A 23,104-nucleotide genomic window follows, 5' to 3' on the forward strand; every position below is an offset into this window, starting at 1 on the left:
CAACCCGAGCTCTTTCGCGACCCGAGTAATCGAGCCGTTGGCAGTCGCGGGATCGGCCTGAGCGTGAATGACGAGCTCTACTGCACGAGCCCTGAGCTCGTCGGTGTACTTCACTGGCATGAGAGAATCTCCTTCGTCCAATCTCCCTGCCTCCATTATCCCCGGGGCGATTCAGCACCTCGCCGACCGCCTCCACGACCAGACCGCACCTGTAGCCGACTCGACGACGAGGACCACCAACCATGACGACGACCGCCGACACGAAGACCCTGACCACCGTCCCGGGTGAGGGGCGGGTGACGGCGGTGACCTATCAACGGGTCTCCACCAAGGAACAAGCCACCACCGGCGGCCGCGACGAAGGATTCTCCATCCCGGCCCAGCGTGAGGCGAACCGCCGCAAAGCCGAAACCCTCGGCGCCCAGGTGGTCGCGGAGTTCGTCGACGCCGGCGAGTCAGCCAGGTCGGCGAAACGGCCGGGGTTGCAGCAGCTACTGGATTACATCGCGACCCATCAGGTCACCTACTGCATCGTGCACAAGGTCGACCGGCTGGCACGGAACCGGCTCGATGACGTCGACATCCACCGCCACCTCATCGACGCCGGCGTCCAACTCGTCTCCGCCACCGAGAACATCGACGACACCCCCTCCGGGATGCTGCTCCACGGCATCATGTCCTCCATCGCGGAGTTCTACTCCCGCAACCTCGCCGCCGAAGTCACCAAAGGCATGACCCAGAAAGTCGCCGCAGGCGGCACCCCATCCCGGGCACCCATCGGCTACCTCAACATCCGGCGCACCGATGACCAGGGCAGGGAGTACCGCACCGTTGAGATCGACCCCGACCGTGCGCCCCTCATCCGCTGGGTCTTCGACACCTACGCCAAAGGCGAGCACACCGTCCCCGACCTCCTCGCCGAAGCCACCGCCCGCGGCCTCACCACGGCCCCCACCCCGAAACGCCCGTCCGGGCCGGTGGGGCGTTCCACGTTCTTCAAAATCTTGCGCAACCCGTACTACATCGGGCAGGTCCGCTACCAAGGCGCCCTCCACCCCGGCGCCCACGAACCCATCGTCGACCCGCAGACCTGGCAGCGGGTCCAGATCCTCCTGGACACCCGCGCCACCGCTGGGGAACGCCGCCGCAAGCACGATCACTACCTCAAGGGCACCCTGTACTGCGGCACCTGCATGTCGCGGTTGCAGCTCGACTACGCCCGCAACAAACAAGGCATCCGCTACGCCTACTACATCTGCACCGGACGAGCCACGAAACGCACCTCCTGTACCAGGAAGGCCGTGCCCGTTGGCGTTGCTGAGCAACTCGTCGCCGACTGCTACCAACAGATCGCCATCACCGAGCACACCTACGCGCAGCTACGCGCAGCTCGCACAGCGGGTCGAAGCGGCGTTCGATGAGCGTCTGGCTGAGCGGTCCCAGGCCATCGACGACCTCGCCACCACCAAGCAGCGGCTGGAAGCCGAAGCAGACAAGCTCCTCGAAGCCCACTTCGCCGACGCCATCGACCTCCCCACCCTGAAACGCCACCAAGACCGAATCCGCATCGCACTGGCTGACGTCACCAAACGGCTGGAAGCCGAGCGGCACGACCACGAAGGACCCCGCCAACACCTCGCCACCGCCCTACGACTCCTCGCCGACTGCGCCACCATGTATGAGCGCACCGACGACTTGGGCAAACGGCTCGCCAATCAGGCCTTCTACCAGCGCATCCTCATCACCGAAGACGAAAAAGCGGCGATCCAGCTCAACGAGCCGTTCGCCGCCCTCGCACCCACATCAACCGATGTCAGGTGTTCTAATACATCCAATCTGGTGGAAGCAATGGAGCGTTGCGGGAACAGGCGACCTCGGGTTGAGAGGCTTGTTTCCGCATGGAATCAAGGACCTTGCGGGGACGCCGACCCCGAGGGCGGGGCCGATGACCCGCTGATCGGTGCGTCGTCAGAACCAAAGAAACGATCTCGAACACGCCTCACGGACGAGGAAGTGGACGCTATGCGAACAGCCCGCGCGCACGGCGTCGGCGTGAACACGCTGGCGCGCCAGTTCGGAGTTCACCGGGGCACGGTGTGGGCGAAGACGCGACTCGCCTGATCAACCTCAACACCTGTCCCGCACGCATCGTCACGACCTTGCTTCGCAAGAGGCGGCTCGACTAAAAGATCAGAAGCCGTACTTCTCCTTGCGGAGGCGGAAGGCCTTTTCGCCACCCTCCATCACAGAAGTGATCTGATCTCGCACCGCAGCGACATCGATCGCGCCCTGCTCCTTGATGTGACCTGCGGATTGATCACCGGCATTCAGATATGCACAGACCAGAACCAGATCAGCGTCGCCGTTGACGACGAGGTTCGCATTGTGGCTTGAGAAGATCAGTTGCCTGCCGCTCTTCGATGTCCAGATCTTCGTCACGATCTCCTGCACCGTGTCGCTATCGAGGTCATCCTCCGGCTGATCGATGATCAAGGGCGTCCCACCCTGGGAAAGCAACGTCGCTAGGAGGGCCGAGGCTTGCTGTCCTGCGGAGGCCGAGTCGAATGGGATGTACTCGTCCTCTTTCGCCTTGTATTCAAACTCGGGGAAGTCGTCGAGGCCAGTCAGGGACAGGTCGAGCCAGCCGTCCGGGGTGAGTTTGGGTGCCAGCTTCTTCTGGTCGGCAACCGGAAGACCCAGGCGCGAAAGGGTCGGCGTTTGCTCTGACTTCACGTCCGCGTCCGTCTCAAGCAACATCAACGACTCAAGTTCATTCAGGACCAGCTCCCAGGTCGCCGCCGGATCGGTCTCCTTCGCCAGTTCCTCGAAGAAGCCTTCAATCCTGTTACTCCGCACGTTGGAGCCGGTGATGAGTGCCTTGAACTTCGCCTGCGCGGCATCGAAGCCCCTGCTCGCTGAGAGCGTCGCGCGAATCATGCCTTCGGACGACGCCGATAGGCCAGCGCACTGCGCTCCCAGCGCTGCGGTCCTCTCCTTTCGCGCTCCGGTGAGGTCCTTCCGAAGCTCGCTGTGCCGGCCGTCAGGCTTCCCGAGCCCATCGCGCTCCTTGCGCTGCTTCTGCGCGAGTTCTCCTGCGGACTTCTGCTGCGCTTCCAGCCGGGCCAGCTCTTCTAGCTTTGCTTCGTGCGCGGACGATCGTGTCTTCACTGCAGCGTAGGTCTTGTCGTATGCCTCAAGTTTCGAGACCAACGCATTGAGTGATGATGCGACCGTACCGCCCTCAGCAAGAGTGCGTCCGAAGTTCTCGACCGCTTCAGCAATCGAGGAGCGCAACGCGGAGAGCGCCGTCTCCGAGCTACCGAGGAATGCGTCCACCTCGGTGTTGAGGTCGGACGGGACACCATCTGGCTTGGCGAAGTCCTCCAGCGACTCGTCGATCCCCGCGACCGCCTCAGCCAGTTCGGCCCGTGTTGCTCCGAGGTATTGCTCCCAGGCCGATTGGGCTTCACGAACTCGGTCGTGAGCGGCCTTTCCATCGAGTACCTTGCGGTCCTCCTCGGAAAGTCCGGACAACCCATCACGGAGCGCCTGTGCCTGCTCTGCGAGCGAGCGGACGCGCAGTTCGGATCTTTCGACCTCGGTTGTCAGGTCCCGGTGTCGTTGGAGAGTCCCGTAGTTCTCTCGCAGCCGCCCAGCAATCTCCTGCTGCTTCCGGTCGATCTCCTCCAGGTCACGCTGGATAGGGGCAGTCACGAATCGGAGCAGCTCATCAACGCGTATCGCGACGCTGCTGAGCTGCTTCTGGCTATACGCCTGGATGGGCAGGAGACTCTGAATCACAGTCTCGCGGACCTTCTCGAACTCCCCGTCGGCCACCTTGAGCTGGACTGTCCCATCGACGGCGTACCTGCGCACCACGTGCGTGATGCCGTTGATCACGCAATGAACCTCAACGTGCGCTTCCTGCGGCTTGAGTGTCGCATCAATCAGCCGCCGCTGCCGCACACGTGGATCAGCAACCTCGTCGTCCTCTGTCGACTTCGCCGGTTGGTCGCACAGTGCCCATCGCAGGTAGTCAAGGATCGTGGACTTCCCGGTGCCACGCCCCCCGATCAGTGCTGAGTATTGCGGGTTGAGCGCGACGTCAACCCGCCCCATAAACTTGCTGTTAGACACCACGATTCTGGAGATCCACACGTTGGGCAACGAGGGCTCGGTTTGGGCGAGTCGAGACTCCTGCGCGAGACATGCTTGACGGAGGGCCTCAGCAGTAGGTGTCGCCCACTTGACCCAGGTGGTGTGCTCTCCGAGCGTCGAAAAGTCGCCCTTGCGGGCGTCGGACGTCTGGAACAGCGCCAGCCGCTTCGACCCCCAAGTTGCATCGCCACCTTCCAGGATGCGCTTCTCTCCGACGTGCTTCGCCTTGTCGAGACTTGCGATCGATCCATCGAGGTAGCCGCCGACCGCCACCATGTCCCGGTACTTCGCCTGGAACGAAGTGCGGAGTAAGGTCTTATGCCCTGACGGAGTGACGTTCGGAAGGATAATGTATCGACCGCGAAGCCAATCGTTCTTGTCCAGCTTCGCGTGGATCTCGTTGATATCCCCCGAGTCCTGAAGGACGGTGGTCTGTGGGAGCGCATCGAGGTTCGAGTCCACCGGATCGAAGTGCAGCGCCTTCAGCACGTCATTCAGTCGATCCTCGGGGAAGTCCGCGTCCAAGATCATGATCGCCTGGCACGGCACACTGAAGGTCAGCTCCAGCGCCGGGAAGACGACGAGTTGCCGCGCCTCCGGAACCTTCGTACCGTCCGGGAATACTTCTGCCGCTGCGGCGCGCTTGATGTAGGGGAAGAAGGTGAAGTCGTGGTGGTCCGAGATCGCGACCGCTTCGAGGCCCTTTTCGCGCGCAGCGGCTACGAACGAGCTTGCCCACGTCTCCCTGTCAGCGAACGCCGGCCTTGCCCCATCCCATTGAGTATCTCTCGGCGTGTGGACCTGAAAGTCGGCCCGGTAGAAGTGACCTCCTCTGTCCTGCAGCGCGACCGCTCGCATGAGTTCGTCCTTCATGATCTCCTCCAGCACGACACGACAACGGGGATGCACTCGAATCGCAAGACCGTCATGCCTCGGCTCCGTCAAGCACTCTTGTCAATGCGGCGTGCACCGCCTTGAGGACTTCAGTTCCCGCGGGGCTCGGGATAGCCAGTCCTTCCTCGACGAGGCGACTCGCGATAACACGCTTGCCTGGCAACGAGTAGCCCTTGTCCTTGGCCCAGTCCGCAACAACCTTCGGCCAGAGAGCGGTGCCGTCAGTCGGCAGGTCTGGTACGTCAACAACGGTGAGACCTTCCACACCAGACTCAGCGATGAAGGTGATAACGACCTGCTTGTAGGAGTCAGGATCGAGGAGGTGTTCGAGGGTCAAGGTCCCGAGCGTGGCGATCCTGTCTTCTGGCACACCGGCAGCGACCAGCTTGTCGCGAAGCTCCCGGCCTCCCCCGTCGCCGTCGACGAGGAAAGCAACCCGGGCACCCTCCAGGTCGAGTTCGGGATACATCTCGACCGGTGCTTCAGACAGCCCGCCGGTCACCTGGTAATCGAGGTCGTCGACCTCCACCGCCTTCTTGATTAGCGACGGCAGCATCAGCATCTCGGTAGCACCCTCGGCAAGCACTACTTTGCGGGCCGCAGAGAACGCGGCAGCGCTGGCTCCCATCGCCAGCATGAGGGGCGAGAAGCCCACACTGTTGCGCCAGAAACTTCCTTCGATCAGGCTGCGCTGGCCGTTCGCCGGGTCCGGTATAACGGCGCGGATGTTAGTGCCGAGGTCGGGTGGCAGGCAGGCAGGCGAATGAGTGGTGTAGATAACCTTCGCGGCACGGGTCTGGGTCATGAACTCGTTGACCAGGTCGGCCTGGGCATCGATGTGAAGATGCGTCTCGGCTTCGTCAATCAGGAGGATCGGCGGCACCGTCTGCCCCTTCACCGTCAGAAATGCAACCAGGGCAACAAACATCTGCACGCCCGCGCTGCGCTCGTGGAACTGCGTGATCGTGCGCCCGTCCTGCTTGATGCGGATTTCCAGGCTTGCACCGTTGATCTTCAGGTGCGCCGAGATGTTCGACTGGTTCCAGACCTGATTGAACTTGGTCTGGAGCGTCTGGTTGGCCTGCTCGATGAGGGTCTCGCGTGCGCCCTCGTCGCCGTTGTTGATCGTTTTCCACAACTCGCCCAGGGGCAGCTCGGCCATTGTGGAGATGTTGCGCAGGGCGGCAGGCGGGTTGTTGACGCTCTCCTCGGTCATCTCGTAGCTGGAGGCAAGGACGCGGTCCTCATCGGAAAAGAGCAAGATGTCCGGTGATCGGTCGTAGAGCACCTTGGCGACCTCTTCCGTCGGGTCGGGTTTCTCGATCCACGCTTGCACCTGCTCAAGAGCGGCACGAATTTCGCCGCTAAGGCCATGCTCGTCAAACTCGGCGATCCAAGTCGCTGGGTCGAGTGCGGTCGCGACCTGCTCGACCGTGGAATCCTCGGTCGTGACGACGGCGTCCACTGCCTCCTTCAGGCGCGCGGCAAACGACGTGTGTCGCTCATCCGGCTCTTCTGCTTCCTCGTCCTCGTCAAGTTCGGGAGGCTTGAGTGCTTCGAGACCCGTGTCAGTGAGCGATGCTTTCAGCGCGTCCAGGGTCAAGGTAAGAGCGGCGAGGTTCTTGTGTGGCGCAGGGAGAACCTCGCGACCAGCGTCCCCCGATCCTGCGGTCCTCGACAGCCAGAATTCGGTCGGCTTCTTGTACAGATCGAACTCCGCCACCGCTTCCTGGTCTTCCTTGTTCAGTAGGTACTGCACGCGTACTACGACATCGCTGTCGGAGATGTCTCTGCCGAGCCCACGGGAACGTTGAGCGACTGTGAGGGACTCCCCATTGTCGACGTAGGCCAGCGCGCGTAGCAGGGTGGTCTTGCCCGCTTCGTTCGGTCCGACGATGGCCACGACCTTGTGGTCGAGGTTGATCTGCGCCTGCGCAAGACGACCGAAGCCCCAGAACTCTGCCTTGGTAAGTCTCATGGCTGCTTGCCCTCGATCTCACGTTGGGTACGTTTCACGGACTCAAGGTAGGCGGCCTCGACATCAGATGGTGCGGCGTCGAGTTGGGCGCGGTACTTCTCGTACTCGCCCTCGGCCTTGGCGACCGCTTGCTTGTGGCTAACGGAGCCGGCACCTTGCAAGGTGGGTGCTTCCATCGCGGTGATGAGCCGGTCGAGGTGGGCGAGCCAGTCGCGCATGTAGGTGGGCTCGTGGTTCTGTGCCCGGAACTCGGCTGCGTCGAAGTAGGCCGACACGAGCGTGTTCAGTTTCTTGAGTTCGTTCTCGCTGAGGTAGTTCTTGGCAATAGTGACCTCGGCCTTGATTGGTCGCTGGCCAGCGAACGAAGTGAGTCCCATGTTTGGCTGGGTGGCGTCGGCACGAGAAGCGATGACCTCCGCTGCGGTTCGGCCGTGGGCGGCGAAGTGGAGCTTGTTCTGCACGATCTTGAAGAACTCGATGGTCTCCTCGGCACGGGGGTCGTAGTCGACGCTGGTGGCGTAGAGATCGAGAATCTGCCGGTAGAGGACCTTCTCGCTGGACCGAATGTCACGGATGCGGTCCAGCAGTTCGCGCCAGTAATTGCCGCCGCCGAGGCTCTTGAGCTTGGCGTCGTCCATCGTGAAGCCCTTGACGAGGTACTCGCGAAGACGCTCCGTTGCCCAGATGCGGAACTGTGTAGCGACCTTGCTTCTGACCCGGTAGCCGACCGAGAGAATCACGTCGAGGTTGTAGTAGGTCAGGGTGCGAGTGACCTGACGCGAGCCCTCCTGTCGAACTGTTCGGAATTCCCGAACAGTTGCCGATGGGTCGACCTCGCCTTCATCGAAGATGTTGCTGATGTGCTCGCTGATGTTGGCTTTTGAGGACTGAAATAACTCCACAAGCTGCGCCTGCGTCACCCATACGGTCTCACCGTCGAGACGTACCTCAATCGCCGTCCGCCCATCGTCGCGCTGATAGAGAAGAATCTCGCTCGAAGATGCATCAGACATCGGTATCCGCCCCTTCCCAAGCGACCACCGTGTCGTAGAGGCCGTAGCGGCGCAGCCCCTTATGGGACTCGATGCCGGTGTAGGACAGGGATGAGTCTTCGTAGCGGCGGAACGCGAACACCGCCTGGTTCATGTGGGTGGCGTTGAAGACGCCGAGCTTCACCAGGAGGTGGAAGTCCTCGACGGTCAGGCCCGTGACGGTGCGGAACAGTCCAGGTTCGAGCTTGGTAATGACGTCTTGGAGCGTGTTCTCGCGGAAGTCGGTCAGGTACATGAACGCCGGGATGCGGGTGGCGAACTTGACCAGCTTGTCCTGAATCTGCTTCCGCTTGGACTTGTACTCCTTCTCCTCGTCGGTCAGTTCCTTCTTCTCGGCTGGGGCAGCGTCCTCGCCCTTCTCCTTCTTGGCCTTCTTCACGGCCTCGCTCTTGTTTACGACGGTCTCGAAGATGTCGTTGCCGAGCGCGCGGAAGCCCTCGATGTTCATCACCGCATCGAGCGCTGCTGGATCACTCATGATCTTGCGAAGCGTGTCGTTGTCGACGTTGACGAGGATCGCGGACTCCCACTTACGCGCCAGGAGCGTCGCCGAGGTGCCCGACATCGCGATGTCGAGGATGCCGCCGGCATCGACCTGGGTCATGTTCGACCCGTCGTACGCCAGGACCGGCAAGAACTTCACCAGCTCCTCGACAGCCTGCTCCGGGTTCGGGGTCTCCGGCGAGAGTCCCGCGCCGTAGTCGGCGATCTGGCGTAGCGCCCGGGTGGGTGCGAAGTCGAAGACGAAGCAGACCGGCTTGAGGACAGCCTCGGCGTTCGGGTCGTTGCCGTCGGGATTCTTGATCGACCACGGAGACTGGACACGGAACGCGGCCTGGAAGTACGTCTCCGGCGAGTTCAGGTTGCGCAGCATCAAGATCGAGGACCACTGCTTGACGGTCACTCCGGTGGTGAGCTTGCCGCACGACAGCGTGATCGTCTTGGTGTCGTGACCGTCGCCGATGGCCGTCCTCACCGGCGGGAGCGCATCCAGCCCGATCCCGGCGCTCGGGCCGGCGACGACGAGAACCTTGTAGTCGTGCCAGAACACGTTGTGCTTCTCGGCCAGCAAGTTGGCCATCGCGTCGCAGGCTGCGACGTTGGGCAGGAACCAGAACGAGTGCTGGAGGTACGGCAGGAGCCGCACGTCGGAGTACGGGAACGGCGGACGGGTGCCCATCCGCATCGCGTCGACCTGGGTTGGCAGGTGAGCGCCGCGAAGGATGTCCAGCCATTTCTGCACGTCCGTCTTGTGGACGAACTCCGCGTCATTGCCCCGGCCGGTGGCCTCGAAGAACGCGTTGAGGTCGAACTCGTCGAACTCGCCAGCGTTGGCGACGGCGATGAGCTCGTCGGGCATCTGATAGGTGAACAGGCGCATCTCCGGCAGCGCACCGTAGGGGTTCCAGGCGTCCGGGTGCGCTGCGGCGTAGGCGGCCTTAGCGCGCTGCTCGTCGGTGTAGGTCCAGTTGAAGATTTGCTCCTCGATGAACTCCCCGGTCGCGAGTGCCTTGAACGGGGTGCCCGACAGGTACAGGTACGCGCGCGTAGTGATCGGCAGGAAGTCGTCCTCGTCGTTGCCGAGCTCGTCGAGCTCCTCGTCGAAGGCCACGAGGCCATCGTTGTACTCGGTGGCGATCTCCTTGGCCTTGACCTTCTCGTCCTCGCCCTCGAACAGTTCCTTGGCGGACTCGCGCCAGGCGCCGAAGTGATACTCGTCGAAGATCACCAGGTCCCAGTTGGTCGTGTGGACCCACTCGTTCTTCGCCTTGATGAGCCCGGTCTTCCGGTCGCGGCCGAGCAGGTCCTGGAACGAGCCGAAGTACACCAGCGGCCGCGCCTTGTCGGCCTGGTCGGGATTGCCTCCCGTGGCCGAGGAGAGGTACTGCCAGCCGTCGAAGTCGGCGTGAGACTCCAGATCAGTCTGCCAAGCGTCCTCGACCGCGGGCTTGAACGTCACCACGAGCACACGCTTGGCGCCGAGCCGTTTCGCAAGCTGGTAGGACGCGAAAGTCTTCCCGAACCGCATCTTCGCGTTCCACAGGAATCGCGGCACAGCGTGGGCGTCCTCCGCCCAGATCGACTCGAAGTATCCCTCGGCCTTCGTCACGGCGGCGACCTGCTCCGGACGCATCGGGAACGTCTCGTGATGGGTCCCACTGAGCTTCACGCCCGTCCGCAACTCGGTGATCGCTGTGCGCACGTCATCTGGCGAGCACCGCATCCACTCACGGGCAGAGCCGAAGATCGGGTTCTCGAAACCCTTGTCGATCAGCCGCTGCCGCACATCGGAATCACGGAACACCGACCCATCGTCACGCTCAGCAAGCTCATCGACATGCAGCGTGTACGCCTGCTGCATCTGCCCCTGCGACTCACGGATGCGCGCGTTCACATCCGGCTTCGTCGTCTGCCCAACCTTGAGCAACCCCGCATACCCAGCCGGCGGATCATTCGGGGACCAGGCATAGATGCGCAGCCGCGCCTTGGGTTTCTCAGGGAGGAGAGCGTCAATGTCCCTACTCATCACTGTCCTCGCCGGAGCTGGAAACTTCGTTACTGGGACGCTCCGCAATCAACGACTCTATGAACGAAACCTGCTCATCGTCGATCCCATACCGCTCGTAGAGAGCGCTGTCGGTCCAGGCTCGATCCAAGGGAAGCCTGGGGACAAACAGGTACGAGTCGCGAGTGATGTTTTGAGTGATCTTGCGCAACGAGACGAGAAAGCGGACGAATCGCGTCCGCATGTAACCGGCGAGATTCCGTGCTTCTGCCTCAGAGTCCAGGACGCTGATCACCAGGTAGGTCTCAGTGCAAGCAGTTCCCGGGCCTGCCACGACCGGCTCACCCAGAATCGTAACGTCGTCGCGTCCGCTCGTTCCGTGCGCCTTAACCAGTAGAACCTTCCACTTGTCTATCCATCCGACGTTGCTTGTGATCGCGGATCGCTCCATGTACGACTGTGTCTGGTTCCCATAGACCAGGACGGGATCGCTTAGTCCAGCCGGAGTCGCCTTGCCTCTCTGGTTCGTCAGCCCGAACGGCTTCCTCGCGGACACCACCTCGCCCAACAGAGGTTCCGGCTTACCGTCGACCCTGTGTGCCATCACCTTGTCCAGAATCCGCACGCCTTCGTTGCGACGCACAAGCACGTCGTAGGCGTCAAGCATCCGAAAGGCGGGTTCGCCGACGACCTCGTCTCCGATCTTCGTGGTGACTTCGCAGGGACCCTCGTAGTCGCGGCTCCATAGCCAGTAGGACACGCCGCCCCGAATCTTCACACCGGGAAAGACGTCGTACAGCTGCGGGTAGTCGATCAAACTCGCAAATCTGTGATCAGCGAGCATCCGGTCGCGGAACTCATATAGGCCTTTGCCTCCCGAGAACCAGCGAGACGGCGTAATCATTACGGCGTAACGAGGGTCGAGCGCGAGCGCCTTCTCGACGAATAGGTTGTAGATGGGTGTGGCGGACGCGCCTCCACCGCCACCTCCATCTCCCAACTGGTAAGGCGGGTTACCGATGATGACGTCGAACTGCATGTTGTCTCCGAACAGCTCCGCAATGCGAGCTTTGATGTCGTCGGTGTGGATGAAGGCGTAGGCGTGGGTCTCCAGGTCGTCGCCGCGTGCATAACTGTCTTCGCTGGCACCGCAGTCGACACACTTGCGATTGGTGTAGACAGTGATCTCTTGGCTGGTGAGCGGGTCGGTCCGGAATTCGCGTTTACCGCCGCCCCAAGTGTGTTCGGTGCGCTCGAACCAGATGTTGCCATCTTCGGTGGTGAAGGACTTGGCAATGGAGTAAGGGCCGTTGGCGAACTTCGAGCAGTACACGCTCCGGCGTGCCAGCAGCGCGGTGAGCTGCGTTATCCCTATGCCGAAGACCTGCCGGGTGAGGATGTGATCGACGCGGTCCGCCAAGTCAGGAATCTCAAGGATCAGGCCGTCCGTGAGCCGGCGGACAATCTCGCGGAGGAAGACGCCGGACTTGGTGAACGGGTCGAGGAACGTGACGTTCGGGTCGGCCCAGATGTCCGCGCCGTCGTTGGCGTCTGCCCAAGCGGCCGCGAGCGTGTCGAGCATCTGGTTCGCGAACTCCGGCGGGGTGAAGACCTCGTCGTTGGAGAGGTTCGCGATGCAGGTCAGGACATCTGGGTTGTGTCCTCGGAGGGTGAATGGTGCAAGAGTCACGCGGCGGCCTCGGCGATCTGGCGTGCGGTCATCGCCGGGTAGGTATGGGCTGGCACGAAGAGGTCGTCGTCATCGAGTTCGCCGAACAGCGTTCCTTCGTAGGAGGCACGCTGGGTGAGGTCGTCGTAGCGGAAGTCACGTCGCTGGTACTTGCCCTTGCCCAGGTATCCCCACTCGGGGAAGGTGATCGGCTTCCCGCTGGGAACGGTCATGGTCAACGCATCGCCTTGCACGATGTTCACCGCGAGGACTGCGCGGGCCGCGTGGGCCCACTCGTCGTGCTCGTCGATGCCCAAGAAGGTGTTGAAGACTTCGGCCAGGTTGTCACGACACTCTTCGGCGTTGTCTTCGAGGAGTTCGATGCCGTAGGTGCACATGAGTGCAAACAGGGCGTAGTGGCGCTTCTCGAACTCGCTCCTGCCGTGGCGGAGCTGGACCGTGACGAGCTTGCGGGCCAGGACGGGGACGAGGAAGTTCCCGGAGCCGCAGGCGGGTTCGAGGACGCGAGAGTCGATCCGTTCGGACTCATGTTTGACGAGGTCCAGCATGCCTTCGACCATCCAGCCGGGCGTGAACACTTCACCGTGGTCAGCGACACGCTGCTTGGACTTCACCAAGCGCTGGGCGTCACTCAGCGTCATCCTCGGCCCTCCCGGTCTTCGTTGTCGTGAGCGTATGGGTGACCACCGACATCGGTCTGGGGTGCAGTAGGAGGCTCGTGGTCACCGCCTGAAGCACCGCCTAGCCGTACCCAGTCATCGATCTCGCTGACCTGGAACTTCCAGAGACGACCGATCTTGTGGGCAGGCATGCCCTTCTCAGCGATCCAGGCGTACACGGTGTCTTTGGTCACGCCGAGATGGGTGGCGATGTCGTCAGCAGACAGCCAAGGTTCAGGCACACAGACCTCCGGGCGGAATAAACCGGATATGACCGGGTTACAGCCATCTTACTCTGAGGAGAGCCGTTGTATGCTGGCGAAGCCGGACAGCACCTTCGCCGGATCCTCCGTGCCCGCACTGCTGAGTCCCCTACGCAGTTGGCACGCGCCTCGCGGCAAGCTGCCCGGTCACCAATCTAATGGGGGCCCGCGGTGCAGAGGGCCGCTGTCGTGCGCGTGCGAGCGGGAGGGATCGAGCTGTCGTTGGCGCTCGTTCAGAGCACGTTCGGCGGCCTCGCGCTGCGCCTGCTCCGTGGCGCGGGTCTGCTCGATCCGCTCGACCGCCTCGGCGGGGGTGAGTGCGCGTAGTGCTTCTATTTCGGCGCGGGCGCGCTTGGCGCTGCGGGACTGGTTCTCGGCGTTGGCGTGGGGGCGGGCGTCGAGGTAGACAGCACGGTGCTTTGCCACCGCCTCGGCCCCGAAGATGCGGGCGTAGATGCGTAGGCGTGGCCACGGGTCGGGTTCCAGCGTCTTGCGCACCGCTCTTGCTGCGGGTTCCTGCTGCTCGGTCGCTTCGATCACGCCGGGGTCGGTGTCGATCCGGGGCCGGGTGACGCGCTCGACCCATGATGCGCTGTTCTCGTTCCAGTGGGGCGGCTCGCCCCAGTCTCTCGTCAACCGCTGCGCGGCGTCGTGGGCGAGGGCCTGGGCGGTGTTGTGCTCGGTGGTGGCGCGGCGCTTGCCGAACCTGCCGACCGTACGCAGACGATCGCGTGCGGTCTGCTGTGCGGTGTCCGCGTCCTGCCATTCGCCCAGCGCCGCCGATGCCTGCTCGGTGAGCGGGACGGCGACCTCCGCGCGCACCCGCTCGAGCTGGCGGGCTGCGCTGTCTGCGATCTGCGCTGCTTGGTCGCGTGCGTCGCGCTGCCGCGCATGAAGCTCGGTCAGTGCGTCGGCTGCCTGCTGCCAGAGGGCCGCCCGCTGTTCGGCGTGCTCGGCCTGCTGGGTGAGCGCGGCTACCTCGGTGTTCACGATCTTCACGGGGCCGTCGTCGACCAGACCCCGCACCGCGTCCGCCGCTTGCTGGGTGGCGTCGGTGAGTCCTCGGTCGGCGCGGTCGCGCTCCGCAGCGTCGATGAACTGCCGCCGGGCATCAGCGGTGTTCTCGGCAACGATATGCAACTGGTTCTCGTCGGTGCCTCTGGTCATGCCGACGTAGACCGCTGCGCCGCTCATGGCGTCGGAGAGGATCGTGTGCGATGCCGGTGCGGTGATGCCTTGCACGCCGTAGGCGGTGGAGGCGTAAGCCAGGTGCGCGTGCTCGGTGACATAGGCGGCGGGCAGCCGCACGGTGTGCTCGCGCTTCCTGTCTCTGCCCGCTTCGACCGCCCACAGCGCCCCGTCGTTGGCGACGTGCTGCACGACCCACAGTTGCCGGTTCGCCACCCCCAGGCCGGTGTCGTTCTTACGGGTCTGGATCAGGTCACCGCACCCGATGGGGAGACCGTCGCTGCCTGTCACGGTCGCCTGATCGTCCACGGCCCCGGCGCGCACGCGCTCATCGCGGATACGCGCGTTCAGCCGGGTCGCCTCATCGTTGGTGGCAACCGTCACCGCCTCCCCGTCGTTGCGATGCTGGGCGATGCGCTCGTGCAACTGCTGGGTGTCGGCGTGCAGGCGGATCAAGCCGAGCGTGTGGAGTTGGTCGAAGATCGCGCCGGGGTCGTCGCGGTCACGCAACCGCACGGTGAGGTCGGCGTAGGCGGGGTCGGTGAACCTGTGTACCTCGGCCATGTCGATGGTGCGGCCCCGAATCTGCGCGGCCATGTCCAGCACCCCGCCGCGTCCGACGGCGGGCAGTTGCGCCCGGTCACCCACGAGCGCGAGCGTCGCGCCCGTCTCTGTGGCGACGGTGAACAGGGCGAGGGCGCTGTCTTGGTCGAGCATCCCGGCCTCGTCCACCACGATCCGCTCCCCAACCTGGAGTCGTGCCGTCTCGGGCGGGCCGGTATAGGTACGGCCCGTCTCAGGGTCAAGGTCGCCGAGCGCGAGGCGCGTCCATACCCCGTCAGAGTTCCACCTGTAGCCGTGAGCGTGGACGAGCGCGGCCACCGAATCAGCCGAGACGCCGAGGGCCTGGTGTGCGACGGCGGCCGCCTTCTTCGTCGGCGCCACCACTCGTGTCGGTCGGCCCTTCTGCTCTGCGGCGGTGATCGCGGTGGCGAGCATGGTCGTCTTGCCCGACCCTGCCGCGCCTTCCACGATCACGAGCGGATCGGTCGAGGCGACCGCTGCGGCGGCCTCCGCCTGGCCCGTGTCGAGGCCGGCGGCCTGCGCCAACTGGCGCACGTCCGGCACCGCCGACTCATCGGCGGGCACCTGCTCTGCGATCAGATCGCGTAGCTCCGTCTCGGTCTGCATGACCCGCACGCTCGTCAGATGCGCCACATGCTCAGGCCGTGGTGCGTCGGGCGGGAGGATCGTGAAGCAGTCCTCCAACGCCAACCGCGATGCCACCATGATGAAGTCGCGTACCTCGCCGGGAGCGGCGCGCACGCCGTACTCGGTCATGATCCGGGTTGCGTGCTCGGCCACCGTGTGCGCCGTCCACGCCGACGCCCCCGCCGCGCAACGATCCAGTGCGCGAGAGGCAACCTCCTGCACGCTCAGGTCGTCCAGCGTCACCGATGCGCGCTGCGCCGCGCGTCGCAGGGTGGCGGGGTCGTATCCGGCCTCGCGCAGCTCCGTCACCCATCCGGCTTCCTCGGCCAGTGTGGTCGGCTTCTTCGCGGGCCGTTCATGCGCCCACGCCTCGGCTCGCAGTCTGGTGGCGACGACTGGCCCCATGCTCTCGCCGGGGTGCGCGGCATCCCAGGCGGCTTCGAGGCGTTCGAGGTTGCGGCGCACCTGCCCGCCCCGCTTGCTCATCACGGCGTTGTAGGGCTGCAACTCCGTGACCTCGCCGGTTGCGGGGTCGAGGGTCAGGCCGTGCCGGTCGAGCACGGCGGCCAGCTCGGGGCTGGCGGCGATCACGGCCGTGCCGAGGGCGCGGATTGCGCCTTGCTGCCGGAACAGGGCGGCGGTGAACAGGCCCCGCCACTTCCCGGCCGCGAACACGCGGGTGCCGATCTGCATATGAATATGCCGGTGCGGGTCACCCGCCCGGCTCGTCCTGTGCGTGATTCCGACGACCTGCATCTGCTCGATGGGCACGACCTCCTGCGCACCCAACGACCCCACACGAGTCACCGAGTGCCCGGCGAGCCACCGCCGAATCTCCGCCAGGGCGTCCTGCTGGGCGGCATTGAGAGCGTCGGAGACCTCCGGGTGCAAGGCTGCCGCGATCGACAGCGACTTGGGTGTGTTGATGACCATCTCCATGAACCGCGGCGAGCCCTGCCGATCCGACCCCGCCCGGCGCGGCCTGCCCATCGACTCGCCCGTGAGCGGGTTCGTCCAGTCCACCCACCCCGCATACGCCACCGGGTCAAGGGCAAGCTCAGCGGTCACCGCACCCGAGCCGTCGAGCGCCGTGAACTGCGCGACGGTCGCTTCCGCGCCCAGGTAGTAGTCGTCAGCGCGGGAGCGGTCGGCCTCGACATAGCGCAGCGCATCGGCCCCGGTGCCCCGGAACGGGATCACGCCGCCACGCATCTCGACCGCCTCCAACCGTCCATCCGATACAACTAGCGTATCAGCAACTACGGCACTTAGGATACGTTCATTCACTGAGATAAGGGCGAGAACCGGGGGGGTGTGGCGAGCGGTTGGGAGCGCTGGGGGGTGTGGCGAGCGGGTGCGCTCGCGAGTGCGGCGAGGGGCGGGGGCTTGGTGTCAGGAGAGGGAGGATGCGACGGTGGCGATCCAGGCGCGTTGGCGGCGTGTCTCGACGGCTCGGGGGTGGTAGTTCGTTCGCACCCACTCCACGGCGGTGTCGGCTGGAACGCCGCTCATCACGGCGAGCACCGCGAGGGCGGTTCCGGTTCTGCCGACCCCGCCGCCGCAGGCAATCTCGACTCGCTCGGACGCGGCCCGCGTGTGAGCTTCCCTGAGCGCGTCTACGGCGTCCTCGGTGAAGGCAGGCAGGCGGAAGTCGGGCCACCTGACCCAGCGGTAGGGCCAGTCGGCCACGCGAGGGTCGCGGCCCAGGAGGTAGACGGCGAACTCAGGGGCCGGGGCCTGACCGCGAGGCCGACGCGCACCTGTGCCACGGATCAGACGACCGTCCGGCAGGCGCACCACGCCCGCGTCGTCAACCGCCCAGCTCGTCATGCGGGCCTTATCCGGCGCGGCCTCGGCGTCCGGGTGGGAGCAGTCCTTTGCGGCGGGCGCGGGCGACCCAGCCTTGGGCGGTCGAGAGGGGCACGCGGCTGAGCTCGGCCATGCGCGCGGTCGGGTTGGGTTCGCCGTCGTCTACGAGGCGGGTGTGTTGGAGGGCGACGACCTCGTAGAAGTCGGGGGTGCGCTTCGGGTTGCCCAGCGGCTTCATCACGTCGCCCGCGTGGAGGGTGCGGCCAGAGGGCATGGTCATGGTGCCGCCGGTGAAGTGGCTGGCTCCGGTGACGGCGAACTGGCGGCGGTTGATCGCCGCCTCGATCCGCGACGTGGGCAGGTTGCGGAGCATCGGGCTCGCCACGGGATCGCCTGCCCACTCGGGCAGGTAGACGATCCCGGTGATCCGCACCTCGCCCTTGGGTTCCTCGTCCAGCAGGTATTGGCGTTGCAGGCGCAGCAGCACACGAGTGGACGACTCGGTGTGCTGGATGAGGAACCAGCGCCCGGAGTCGGTGTTGTTGTGGCTGGAGTTCAGCCTGCGATCCAGCCCCGGCGCGGGATCGACCCACTGCTCATACCTGAGTGCCGCGTCGATCGCGGGGCTGTCGCGTTCGGGGTCGATGGGCGAGGCGTCGGGCATCTGCCAGCCCGCAGGCAAGTCCGCCGCGACCAGCAGCGGCACACTTTCCAAGTCCTCGATCATGCTCCCAATCCTACATGACCTCATGCAATGGCCGCTACGCCATGTGTGTGCTACTCTATAACTCACGTATCTGCCACGACGTGAGATAGAGATGAGCGACCGGCCCCGACGCACGAGTGATGAGTCGCCGCGACGCGCGGCGCAGAGCAGGGGTGCGCTCGGAACAGGCAAGGGCAACGATCAGCCTCAGTTGCGACTGCGGGCGGAGCGACGGGAGGAACCAGACATGCGCAAATTGGTGGAGTGGGTGCTGAACATCACCCAGGCCCGCTACGACGCGCACCGCGCCGGGGAACCCGACCCCTACGACCTCCCGGCACCTGATGGACTCGGGCCGGTGTCAGACGAACGAGGCAGAGTAGAAGCAGAGCAACCGCACCAACGAAGGAGCACCGCATGAGCACCATCACCGCTCCCGCCCTCGCCCCGGCAGGCGTCACCGACGGCTGGACAGGCGACAAGCCGGTGCTGCTGGCCGTGTCCTATCTACGTGTCTCCACGCGCGAGCAGGCCGAGCGTGGCGGCACTGACGAGGGGTTCTCGATCCCCGCCCAGCGTGAGGCCAACCAGCGCAAGGCCGACGAACTCGGGGCGCGGATCGTGCACGAGTTCGTGGACGCAGGCGAGTCGGCACGCTCGGCGGATCGTGACGGCCTGAAAGAGATGCTGGCGTTCATCGCTGCGTCTCGGGTGCAGTTCTGCATCGTGCACAAGCTCGACCGGCTCGCCCGCAACCGCGCCGACGACGTGACCATCCACCAAGCACTGCTGTCTGCGGGCGTGACATTGGTGTCGGCTACGGAGTCGATCGACCAGACGCCCTCGGGGATGCTCGTGCACGGCATCATGTCGTCCATCGCGGAGTTCTACAGCCGCAACCTCGCCACCGAAGTGTCCAAGGGCCTATCGCAGAAGATCGCCCAGGGCGGCACCCCGATGCGCGCCCCCATCGGCTACCTCAACGTCCGCAAGACGGATGAGAACGGCCGCGAAATCAGAACCGTTGAGGTCGACCCCGAGCGTGCGCCGCTGATCCGGTGGGCGTTCGAGCATTATGCCGAGGGTGAGACCTCGGTGACCGGGCTGCTGCGCGACCTCACCGCACGCGGCTTGGTCACGGTGCCGACGCCGAAGCGCCCGAGCAAGCCGCTGGGGAAGAACACGCTCTACAAGCTGCTGACGAACCCGTACTACGCCGGGCTGATCCGGTACAAGGGCGCCCTGTATCCCGGTGCGCACGAGCCCATCGTGGAAGCGGCGCTGTTCGATCAGGTGCAGTCGCTACTGAAAGCGCGGACCGCGAAGCAGACCCGGCATGTGCAGCACGCCCATCACCTCAAAGGCCTGTTGTACTGCGGCACCTGCGGGTCGCGGATGCTCCTCGACTTCGCCACCAACCCGCGCGGCACCACCTACGCCTACTTCGTCTGCTCCGGCCGCGCCGCCAAGAAGACGAGCTGCACGAGGCGGGCGGTTCCGGTCGCGGTCGCGGAACGTCTCGTCGCGGACTCCTACGCCTCCATCACGATCAGCGACGACACCTACCGCGACCTCGCCAAGCGGGTGGACGCGGCGTTCGACAAGCGCATGGCGGGCCGCGACCAGGAGATCGCCGACCTCATGGCGAACCGGGCCAAGTTGGAGTCGGAGAGCGACAAGCTGCTGGCCGCGCACTTCGCCGACGCGATTGACCTGCCGACCTTGAAGCGGCATCAAGACCGCATCCGGGCGGGCCTGTCCGACGTGAACCAGCGCCTTGCCGAGCACGATGAGCACCACACCGGCGGACGCGCGTTCCTGCACGACTCGCTGCGGCTGCTCACCGACGCGCACCGTGCCTACGCTCGTTCAGGTGATGCCGACCGGCGGCTGGCGAACCAGGCGTTCTACACCCGCCTCGACATCACCGATGACGAGCAACTACGTCCGCGCCTGGCCGAGCCGTTCGCCACCATCATCCGCGAGAGCAAGACCCCCAGCGACGAGGGAGAGGAACCCTTACGGGAACACACCACATTTTTCGATGTCGCGTGTTCCCGTAAGACACTTTGGGTGGAGGTAAGGGGATTCGAACCCCTGACCTTCTCCATGCCATGGAGACGCGCTACCAACTGCGCCATACCCCCGAAAGGTGTCTCCCGGAACTCCGGGCGACTCGAACCATAGTACTCAGTCCCGGACCGTTTGCAAAATCGGCGCGGCCGTCGCCGCAGGGACCCCGGCGAGGACCGCCACGCGGCCAGGTGGACACGACCCGGCACCCACCGAGCAGCTGCTCGCGCTCGCTAGGCTGGCCCCCATGAGCTGGATCGATTCCTCCCGCGCGGACCTCGACGTGCCGGTACCCGGCGGGGTCCACCCGACCGCGGTCTGGGAGCACCCGGCACGCACCGCCGCGCCGGCGGATCCGACCGGCGCACCGGCCCGCCCGCTGCTCCTCGTCCACGGCTTCCGCGGCGATCACCACGGCATGGACATCATCGCCCACCACGTCCGCCGCCGCCCGGTCGTCGTCCCCGACCTCCCCGGCTTCGGGGCGACCGCTCCCCTGCCCGGCGGACTCACCCTCGGCTCCTACGTCGGCTTCCTCGACGGGCTCCTCGGCGTAGTCGAACAGCGGTTCGGCACCCGGCCGCTCGTCGTCGGTCACTCCTTCGGCTCGATCCTCGTCGCCCACCTCGCCGACCGCCTCGCTCGGCAGAACCATCCGCTCGACGCGCTCGCACTCATCAACCCGATCACCTCGCCCGCGCTCGAGGGGCCGTCGCGCCTCGCCTCGCACCTCGCCCGCGTCTACTACGCGCTCTCCGCCCGGCTGCCGGAGCGGGCCGGCGATGCCGTGCTCGGGCACCCGCTCATCGTGCGCGGGATGAGCGAGGTCATGGCGACCACCCGGGACCCCGGTCTGCGCCGCTACATCCACGATCAGCACCGCCGGTACTTCTCGACGTACAGCGACCGGGATTCCCTCGCCCAGGCGTTCGACATGTCCGTGTCCCACACCGCCGCCGAGGCGGCCCCAGCCCTCACCATGCCCGTGCTCGTGATCTCCGGGGGCGCCGATTCGATCGCACCGCCCGCTCCCACCCGCGCCTTCGTCGACGCGCTGCCCGATGCCCGCTCGCATGTGTTCGACGGCGTCGGGCACCTCGTCCACTACGAACGGCCCGAACCCACGGCCCGGCTCCTCGAGGACTTCGCCGACCGGCACCCCGGTCGCTGACCGCGGCTCCGCACCCGGATAGGGTGCCTCCATGGAGGATCCGACCCCGTTCACCGTGGCACAGCCGCGTCCCTCCGACTGGGCGGACCTCGCCCGGATCCACGTGCAGGCCTGGCGGGAGACCTACAGCTCTCTCCTGCCCGCCCGGTTCTTCGGCGATGAGGCCCTGCGGAAGCGGGAGGACATGTGGCGCTCCTCGCTCTCCCACCCTGATGCCGCAGAGCGGATCCGCGTCGCCCGGGTCGACGGGCGCCCGGTGGGTTTCGCGATCCACGGGCCGTCCCGGGACACCCCGCCGGTGCGCCCGCTGGAGCTGTTCACGCTCTACGTCCTCGCCGCTCACCACGGCACCGGAGCAGGCCAGGCGCTGCTCGACTCGGCGATCGGCGATGCGCCGGCTTCCCTGTGGGTCGCTGAGGAGAATCCCCGCGCCCGGCGCTTCTACGCCCGCAACGGGTTCGCCCGGGACGGCGCGCACCGGGTGGAGGACGACCTCGAGGACCTTGCCGAGGTCCGCCTGGTGCGCTGAGCACGAACATCCGGCAGACCCCGCGTGAACACCGCACGCTGCGCCACCGGCACCCGCTGACCGCCGGCAGTCGGTCGTCTACACTGCGAGCATGAAGGAACCGCGCACGCTCAGCGGCGATGCGACGCTGCATCTGCCGGAGTTCGACTCCCCGCCCGCGGACCCGCTCGCCCTGCTCCGACAGTGGATCGGCGACGCAGAGGACCGCGATGTGCGCGAGCCGCACGCCGCCGCCCTCGCCACCGCTGCAGCAGATGGGCGGGTCGCCCTGCGCACGGTGCTCCTCAAGGGGATCGGCGACGACGGGCCGGAGCTGAGCTTCACCGCGCGCAGCCGCAAGGGCGCCCACCTCACGGCGAACCCGCACGCAGCGCTCAACTTCTACTGGCGCGAGACGCTCCAGCAGATCACCGTCGAGGGAGTGGTGCGCGCGCTCCCCGACGCCGTCTCCGACGCGATCTGGGAGGACCGCCCCCGAGGCGCCCGCGCCACCTCCTCGCACTCCTACCAGAGCGCCGAGCTCACCGAGGAGTCCGCGCTCTCCACGGCCGCGCGGGAGCTCGAGGAGTCCGCGGCGCCGATCCCCCGTCCCGAGCACTGGCATGCCTTCGTCCTCGTACCCGAGCGGATCGAGTTCTGGCACGGCAGCCCCGACCGCCTCCACCGGCGGCTCGAGTACTCCCGCCCGGAACCCACGGCCGCCTGGACCACGCGCCGCCTCCAGCCCTGAGTGCCGGGGCGACGCTGAGCACTCGGAATCGTCAGCGCACGGAGTCGCCGGCCCTCGGTGACCTCAGTGCTCGGAGTCGTCGATGTCGAAGTCGGCGAGGGTCGACTCGTACTCGGTGAGGCCGGCGTCCTCCTCCCCGGGCGCCTCGGACAGGCGGTTGGGCGAGGTATGACGCCACACCGGAGCACCCCCGGCGAAGGTCGAGCGCGAGAGCACGTTCGACGCGACCGAGGACACGACGATGAGCGCGAGGAAGCCGGCGACCGCCATGAAGAGGCGGGTGAGGCTGAAACCGTCGTGCCACAGCGTGTAGATGTAGGCGGCGAGCAGGATGAGCGGCATCGCCAGTCCCGTCGCCGGTGAGAACACGTTGATCCGCGACAGCGCATCGTTCGCGCGGAACATCGCGATCGCGCAGAACAGCACGATGAGGCTGCCGGTGATCCCGAAGACCCCGACGAGGGTGATGGCGAGCACGTCCGGGAT

The 23,104-nt window shown here is 65.5% G+C and carries 15 protein-coding genes, 1 tRNA gene and 2 pseudogenes; 6 read left to right on the forward strand and 12 right to left on the reverse strand.

Annotated features, from left to right (window positions below; all coding sequences use genetic code 11):
- The first annotated feature begins 242 nt into the window (after positions 1–242).
- Both MTQ12_RS14010 and MTQ12_RS14015 read left to right on the forward strand, forming a co-directional pair.
- Positions 243–1,421, forward strand: coding sequence for a recombinase family protein (locus tag MTQ12_RS14010; protein WP_247619115.1), 1,179 nt, complete (start codon positions 243–245; stop codon positions 1,419–1,421).
- Positions 1,309–2,121: a hypothetical protein gene (locus MTQ12_RS14015; RefSeq protein WP_247619116.1), complete on the forward strand. Its 813-nt coding sequence runs from the start codon at positions 1,309–1,311 to the stop codon at positions 2,119–2,121. The genes MTQ12_RS14010 and MTQ12_RS14015 overlap by 113 nt, the downstream gene beginning before the upstream one ends.
- Before the next feature lie 69 nt (positions 2,122–2,190).
- Here the strand turns inward: MTQ12_RS14015 and MTQ12_RS14020 are convergent, their stop codons facing one another.
- The 10 genes and pseudogenes from MTQ12_RS14020 to MTQ12_RS14065 all read right to left on the reverse strand — a co-directional run bounded on the left by MTQ12_RS14020 (position 2,191) and on the right by MTQ12_RS14065 (position 18,136).
- Positions 2,191–5,031, reverse strand: a complete 2,841-nt coding sequence (locus MTQ12_RS14020) for a TrlF family AAA-like ATPase (RefSeq protein WP_247619117.1) — start codon at positions 5,029–5,031, stop codon at positions 2,191–2,193.
- A 52-nt stretch (positions 5,032–5,083) separates the two neighbouring features.
- Positions 5,084–7,030 (reverse strand): AAA family ATPase, encoded by a 1,947-nt coding sequence (locus MTQ12_RS14025; RefSeq protein WP_247619118.1) that lies wholly within the window; start codon positions 7,028–7,030, stop codon positions 5,084–5,086.
- Positions 7,027–8,043: a virulence RhuM family protein gene (locus MTQ12_RS14030; RefSeq protein ID WP_247619119.1), complete on the reverse strand. Its 1,017-nt coding sequence runs from the start codon at positions 8,041–8,043 to the stop codon at positions 7,027–7,029. The genes MTQ12_RS14025 and MTQ12_RS14030 overlap by 4 nt, the downstream gene beginning before the upstream one ends.
- The gene (locus tag MTQ12_RS14035) at positions 8,036–10,609 is read right to left on the reverse strand and encodes a DEAD/DEAH box helicase family protein (RefSeq protein WP_282599410.1); all 2,574 of its coding nucleotides are present in this window, start codon (positions 10,607–10,609) and stop codon (positions 8,036–8,038) included. The genes MTQ12_RS14030 and MTQ12_RS14035 overlap by 8 nt, the downstream gene beginning before the upstream one ends.
- The gene (locus tag MTQ12_RS14040; RefSeq protein ID WP_247619121.1) at positions 10,602–12,278 is read right to left on the reverse strand and encodes an Eco57I restriction-modification methylase domain-containing protein; all 1,677 of its coding nucleotides are present in this window, start codon (positions 12,276–12,278) and stop codon (positions 10,602–10,604) included. The genes MTQ12_RS14035 and MTQ12_RS14040 overlap by 8 nt, the downstream gene beginning before the upstream one ends.
- On the reverse strand, positions 12,275–12,919 hold the full coding sequence (locus MTQ12_RS14045; RefSeq protein ID WP_247619122.1) for an N-6 DNA methylase: 645 nt from the start codon (positions 12,917–12,919) through the stop codon (positions 12,275–12,277). The genes MTQ12_RS14040 and MTQ12_RS14045 overlap by 4 nt, the downstream gene beginning before the upstream one ends.
- A gap of 89 nt (positions 12,920–13,008) precedes the next feature.
- A pseudogene (locus tag MTQ12_RS15295) lies at positions 13,009–13,179 on the reverse strand (helix-turn-helix domain-containing protein); the annotation flags it as partial.
- A 168-nt stretch (positions 13,180–13,347) separates the two neighbouring features.
- Positions 13,348–16,827, reverse strand: a complete 3,480-nt coding sequence (mobF, locus tag MTQ12_RS14055; protein WP_247619124.1) for a MobF family relaxase — start codon at positions 16,825–16,827, stop codon at positions 13,348–13,350.
- Between the two features lie 165 nt (positions 16,828–16,992).
- Positions 16,993–17,289, reverse strand: a complete 297-nt coding sequence (locus MTQ12_RS14060; protein ID WP_247619125.1) for a protein-tyrosine phosphatase family protein — start codon at positions 17,287–17,289, stop codon at positions 16,993–16,995.
- A gap of 148 nt (positions 17,290–17,437) precedes the next feature.
- Complete coding sequence (locus tag MTQ12_RS14065; RefSeq protein WP_247619126.1) at positions 17,438–18,136, reverse strand: hypothetical protein; 699 nt, start codon at positions 18,134–18,136, stop codon at positions 17,438–17,440.
- Positions 18,137–18,532: 396 nt separating this feature from the next.
- On the opposite strand from MTQ12_RS14065, the pseudogene MTQ12_RS14070 reads away from it, so the two are divergent.
- A pseudogene (locus tag MTQ12_RS14070) lies at positions 18,533–19,585 on the forward strand (recombinase family protein); the annotation flags it as partial.
- A gap of 604 nt (positions 19,586–20,189) precedes the next feature.
- On the opposite strand, the gene MTQ12_RS14075 reads toward MTQ12_RS14070, so the two are convergent.
- Positions 20,190–20,262, reverse strand: a tRNA-Ala gene (locus tag MTQ12_RS14075).
- Between the two features lie 173 nt (positions 20,263–20,435).
- On the opposite strand from MTQ12_RS14075, the gene MTQ12_RS14080 reads away from it, so the two are divergent.
- The 3 genes from MTQ12_RS14080 (at position 20,436) to MTQ12_RS14090 (ending at position 22,618) form a co-directional block, all read left to right on the forward strand.
- Positions 20,436–21,359 carry an alpha/beta hydrolase gene (locus tag MTQ12_RS14080; protein ID WP_247619127.1) on the forward strand — a complete coding sequence of 308 codons (924 nt, stop codon included), beginning with the start codon at positions 20,436–20,438 and terminating at the stop codon, positions 21,357–21,359.
- A gap of 31 nt (positions 21,360–21,390) precedes the next feature.
- Complete coding sequence (locus tag MTQ12_RS14085; RefSeq protein WP_247619128.1) at positions 21,391–21,888, forward strand: GNAT family N-acetyltransferase; 498 nt, start codon at positions 21,391–21,393, stop codon at positions 21,886–21,888.
- A gap of 91 nt (positions 21,889–21,979) precedes the next feature.
- Complete coding sequence (locus MTQ12_RS14090) at positions 21,980–22,618, forward strand: pyridoxal 5'-phosphate synthase (RefSeq protein WP_247619129.1); 639 nt, start codon at positions 21,980–21,982, stop codon at positions 22,616–22,618.
- Between the two features lie 63 nt (positions 22,619–22,681).
- On the opposite strand, the gene MTQ12_RS14095 is transcribed toward MTQ12_RS14090, so the two are convergent.
- Positions 22,682–23,095 (reverse strand): monovalent cation/H(+) antiporter subunit G, encoded by a 414-nt coding sequence (locus MTQ12_RS14095; protein WP_247619130.1) that lies wholly within the window; start codon positions 23,093–23,095, stop codon positions 22,682–22,684.
- Between the last annotated feature and the right edge of the window lie 9 nt (positions 23,096–23,104).

The sequence above is a fragment of the Brevibacterium sp. R8603A2 genome, from assembly GCF_023072605.1.
In the GTDB taxonomy this organism is placed as follows: Bacteria; Actinomycetota; Actinomycetes; order Actinomycetales; family Brevibacteriaceae; genus Brevibacterium; species Brevibacterium pityocampae.

What these genes read in the sequence shown, in the direction of transcription:
- MTQ12_RS14010 (WP_247619115.1), top strand. Translation starts at nt 243, where the DNA reads ATGACGACGACCGCCGACACGAAGACCCTGACCACCGTCCCGGGTGAG.
- MTQ12_RS14020 (WP_247619117.1), bottom strand. Translation starts at nt 5,031, where the DNA reads ATGAAGGACGAACTCATGCGAGCGGTCGCGCTGCAGGACAGAGGAGGT.
- MTQ12_RS14025 (WP_247619118.1), bottom strand. Translation starts at nt 7,030, where the DNA reads ATGAGACTTACCAAGGCAGAGTTCTGGGGCTTCGGTCGTCTTGCGCAG.
- MTQ12_RS14030 (WP_247619119.1), bottom strand. Translation starts at nt 8,043, where the DNA reads ATGTCTGATGCATCTTCGAGCGAGATTCTTCTCTATCAGCGCGACGAT.
- MTQ12_RS14035 (WP_282599410.1), bottom strand. Translation starts at nt 10,609, where the DNA reads ATGAGTAGGGACATTGACGCTCTCCTCCCTGAGAAACCCAAGGCGCGG.
- MTQ12_RS14045 (WP_247619122.1), bottom strand. Translation starts at nt 12,919, where the DNA reads ATGACGCTGAGTGACGCCCAGCGCTTGGTGAAGTCCAAGCAGCGTGTC.
- MTQ12_RS14065 (WP_247619126.1), bottom strand. Translation starts at nt 18,136, where the DNA reads ATGATCGAGGACTTGGAAAGTGTGCCGCTGCTGGTCGCGGCGGACTTG.
- MTQ12_RS14080 (WP_247619127.1), top strand. Translation starts at nt 20,436, where the DNA reads ATGAGCTGGATCGATTCCTCCCGCGCGGACCTCGACGTGCCGGTACCC.
- MTQ12_RS14085 (WP_247619128.1), top strand. Translation starts at nt 21,391, where the DNA reads ATGGAGGATCCGACCCCGTTCACCGTGGCACAGCCGCGTCCCTCCGAC.
- MTQ12_RS14090 (WP_247619129.1), top strand. Translation starts at nt 21,980, where the DNA reads ATGAAGGAACCGCGCACGCTCAGCGGCGATGCGACGCTGCATCTGCCG.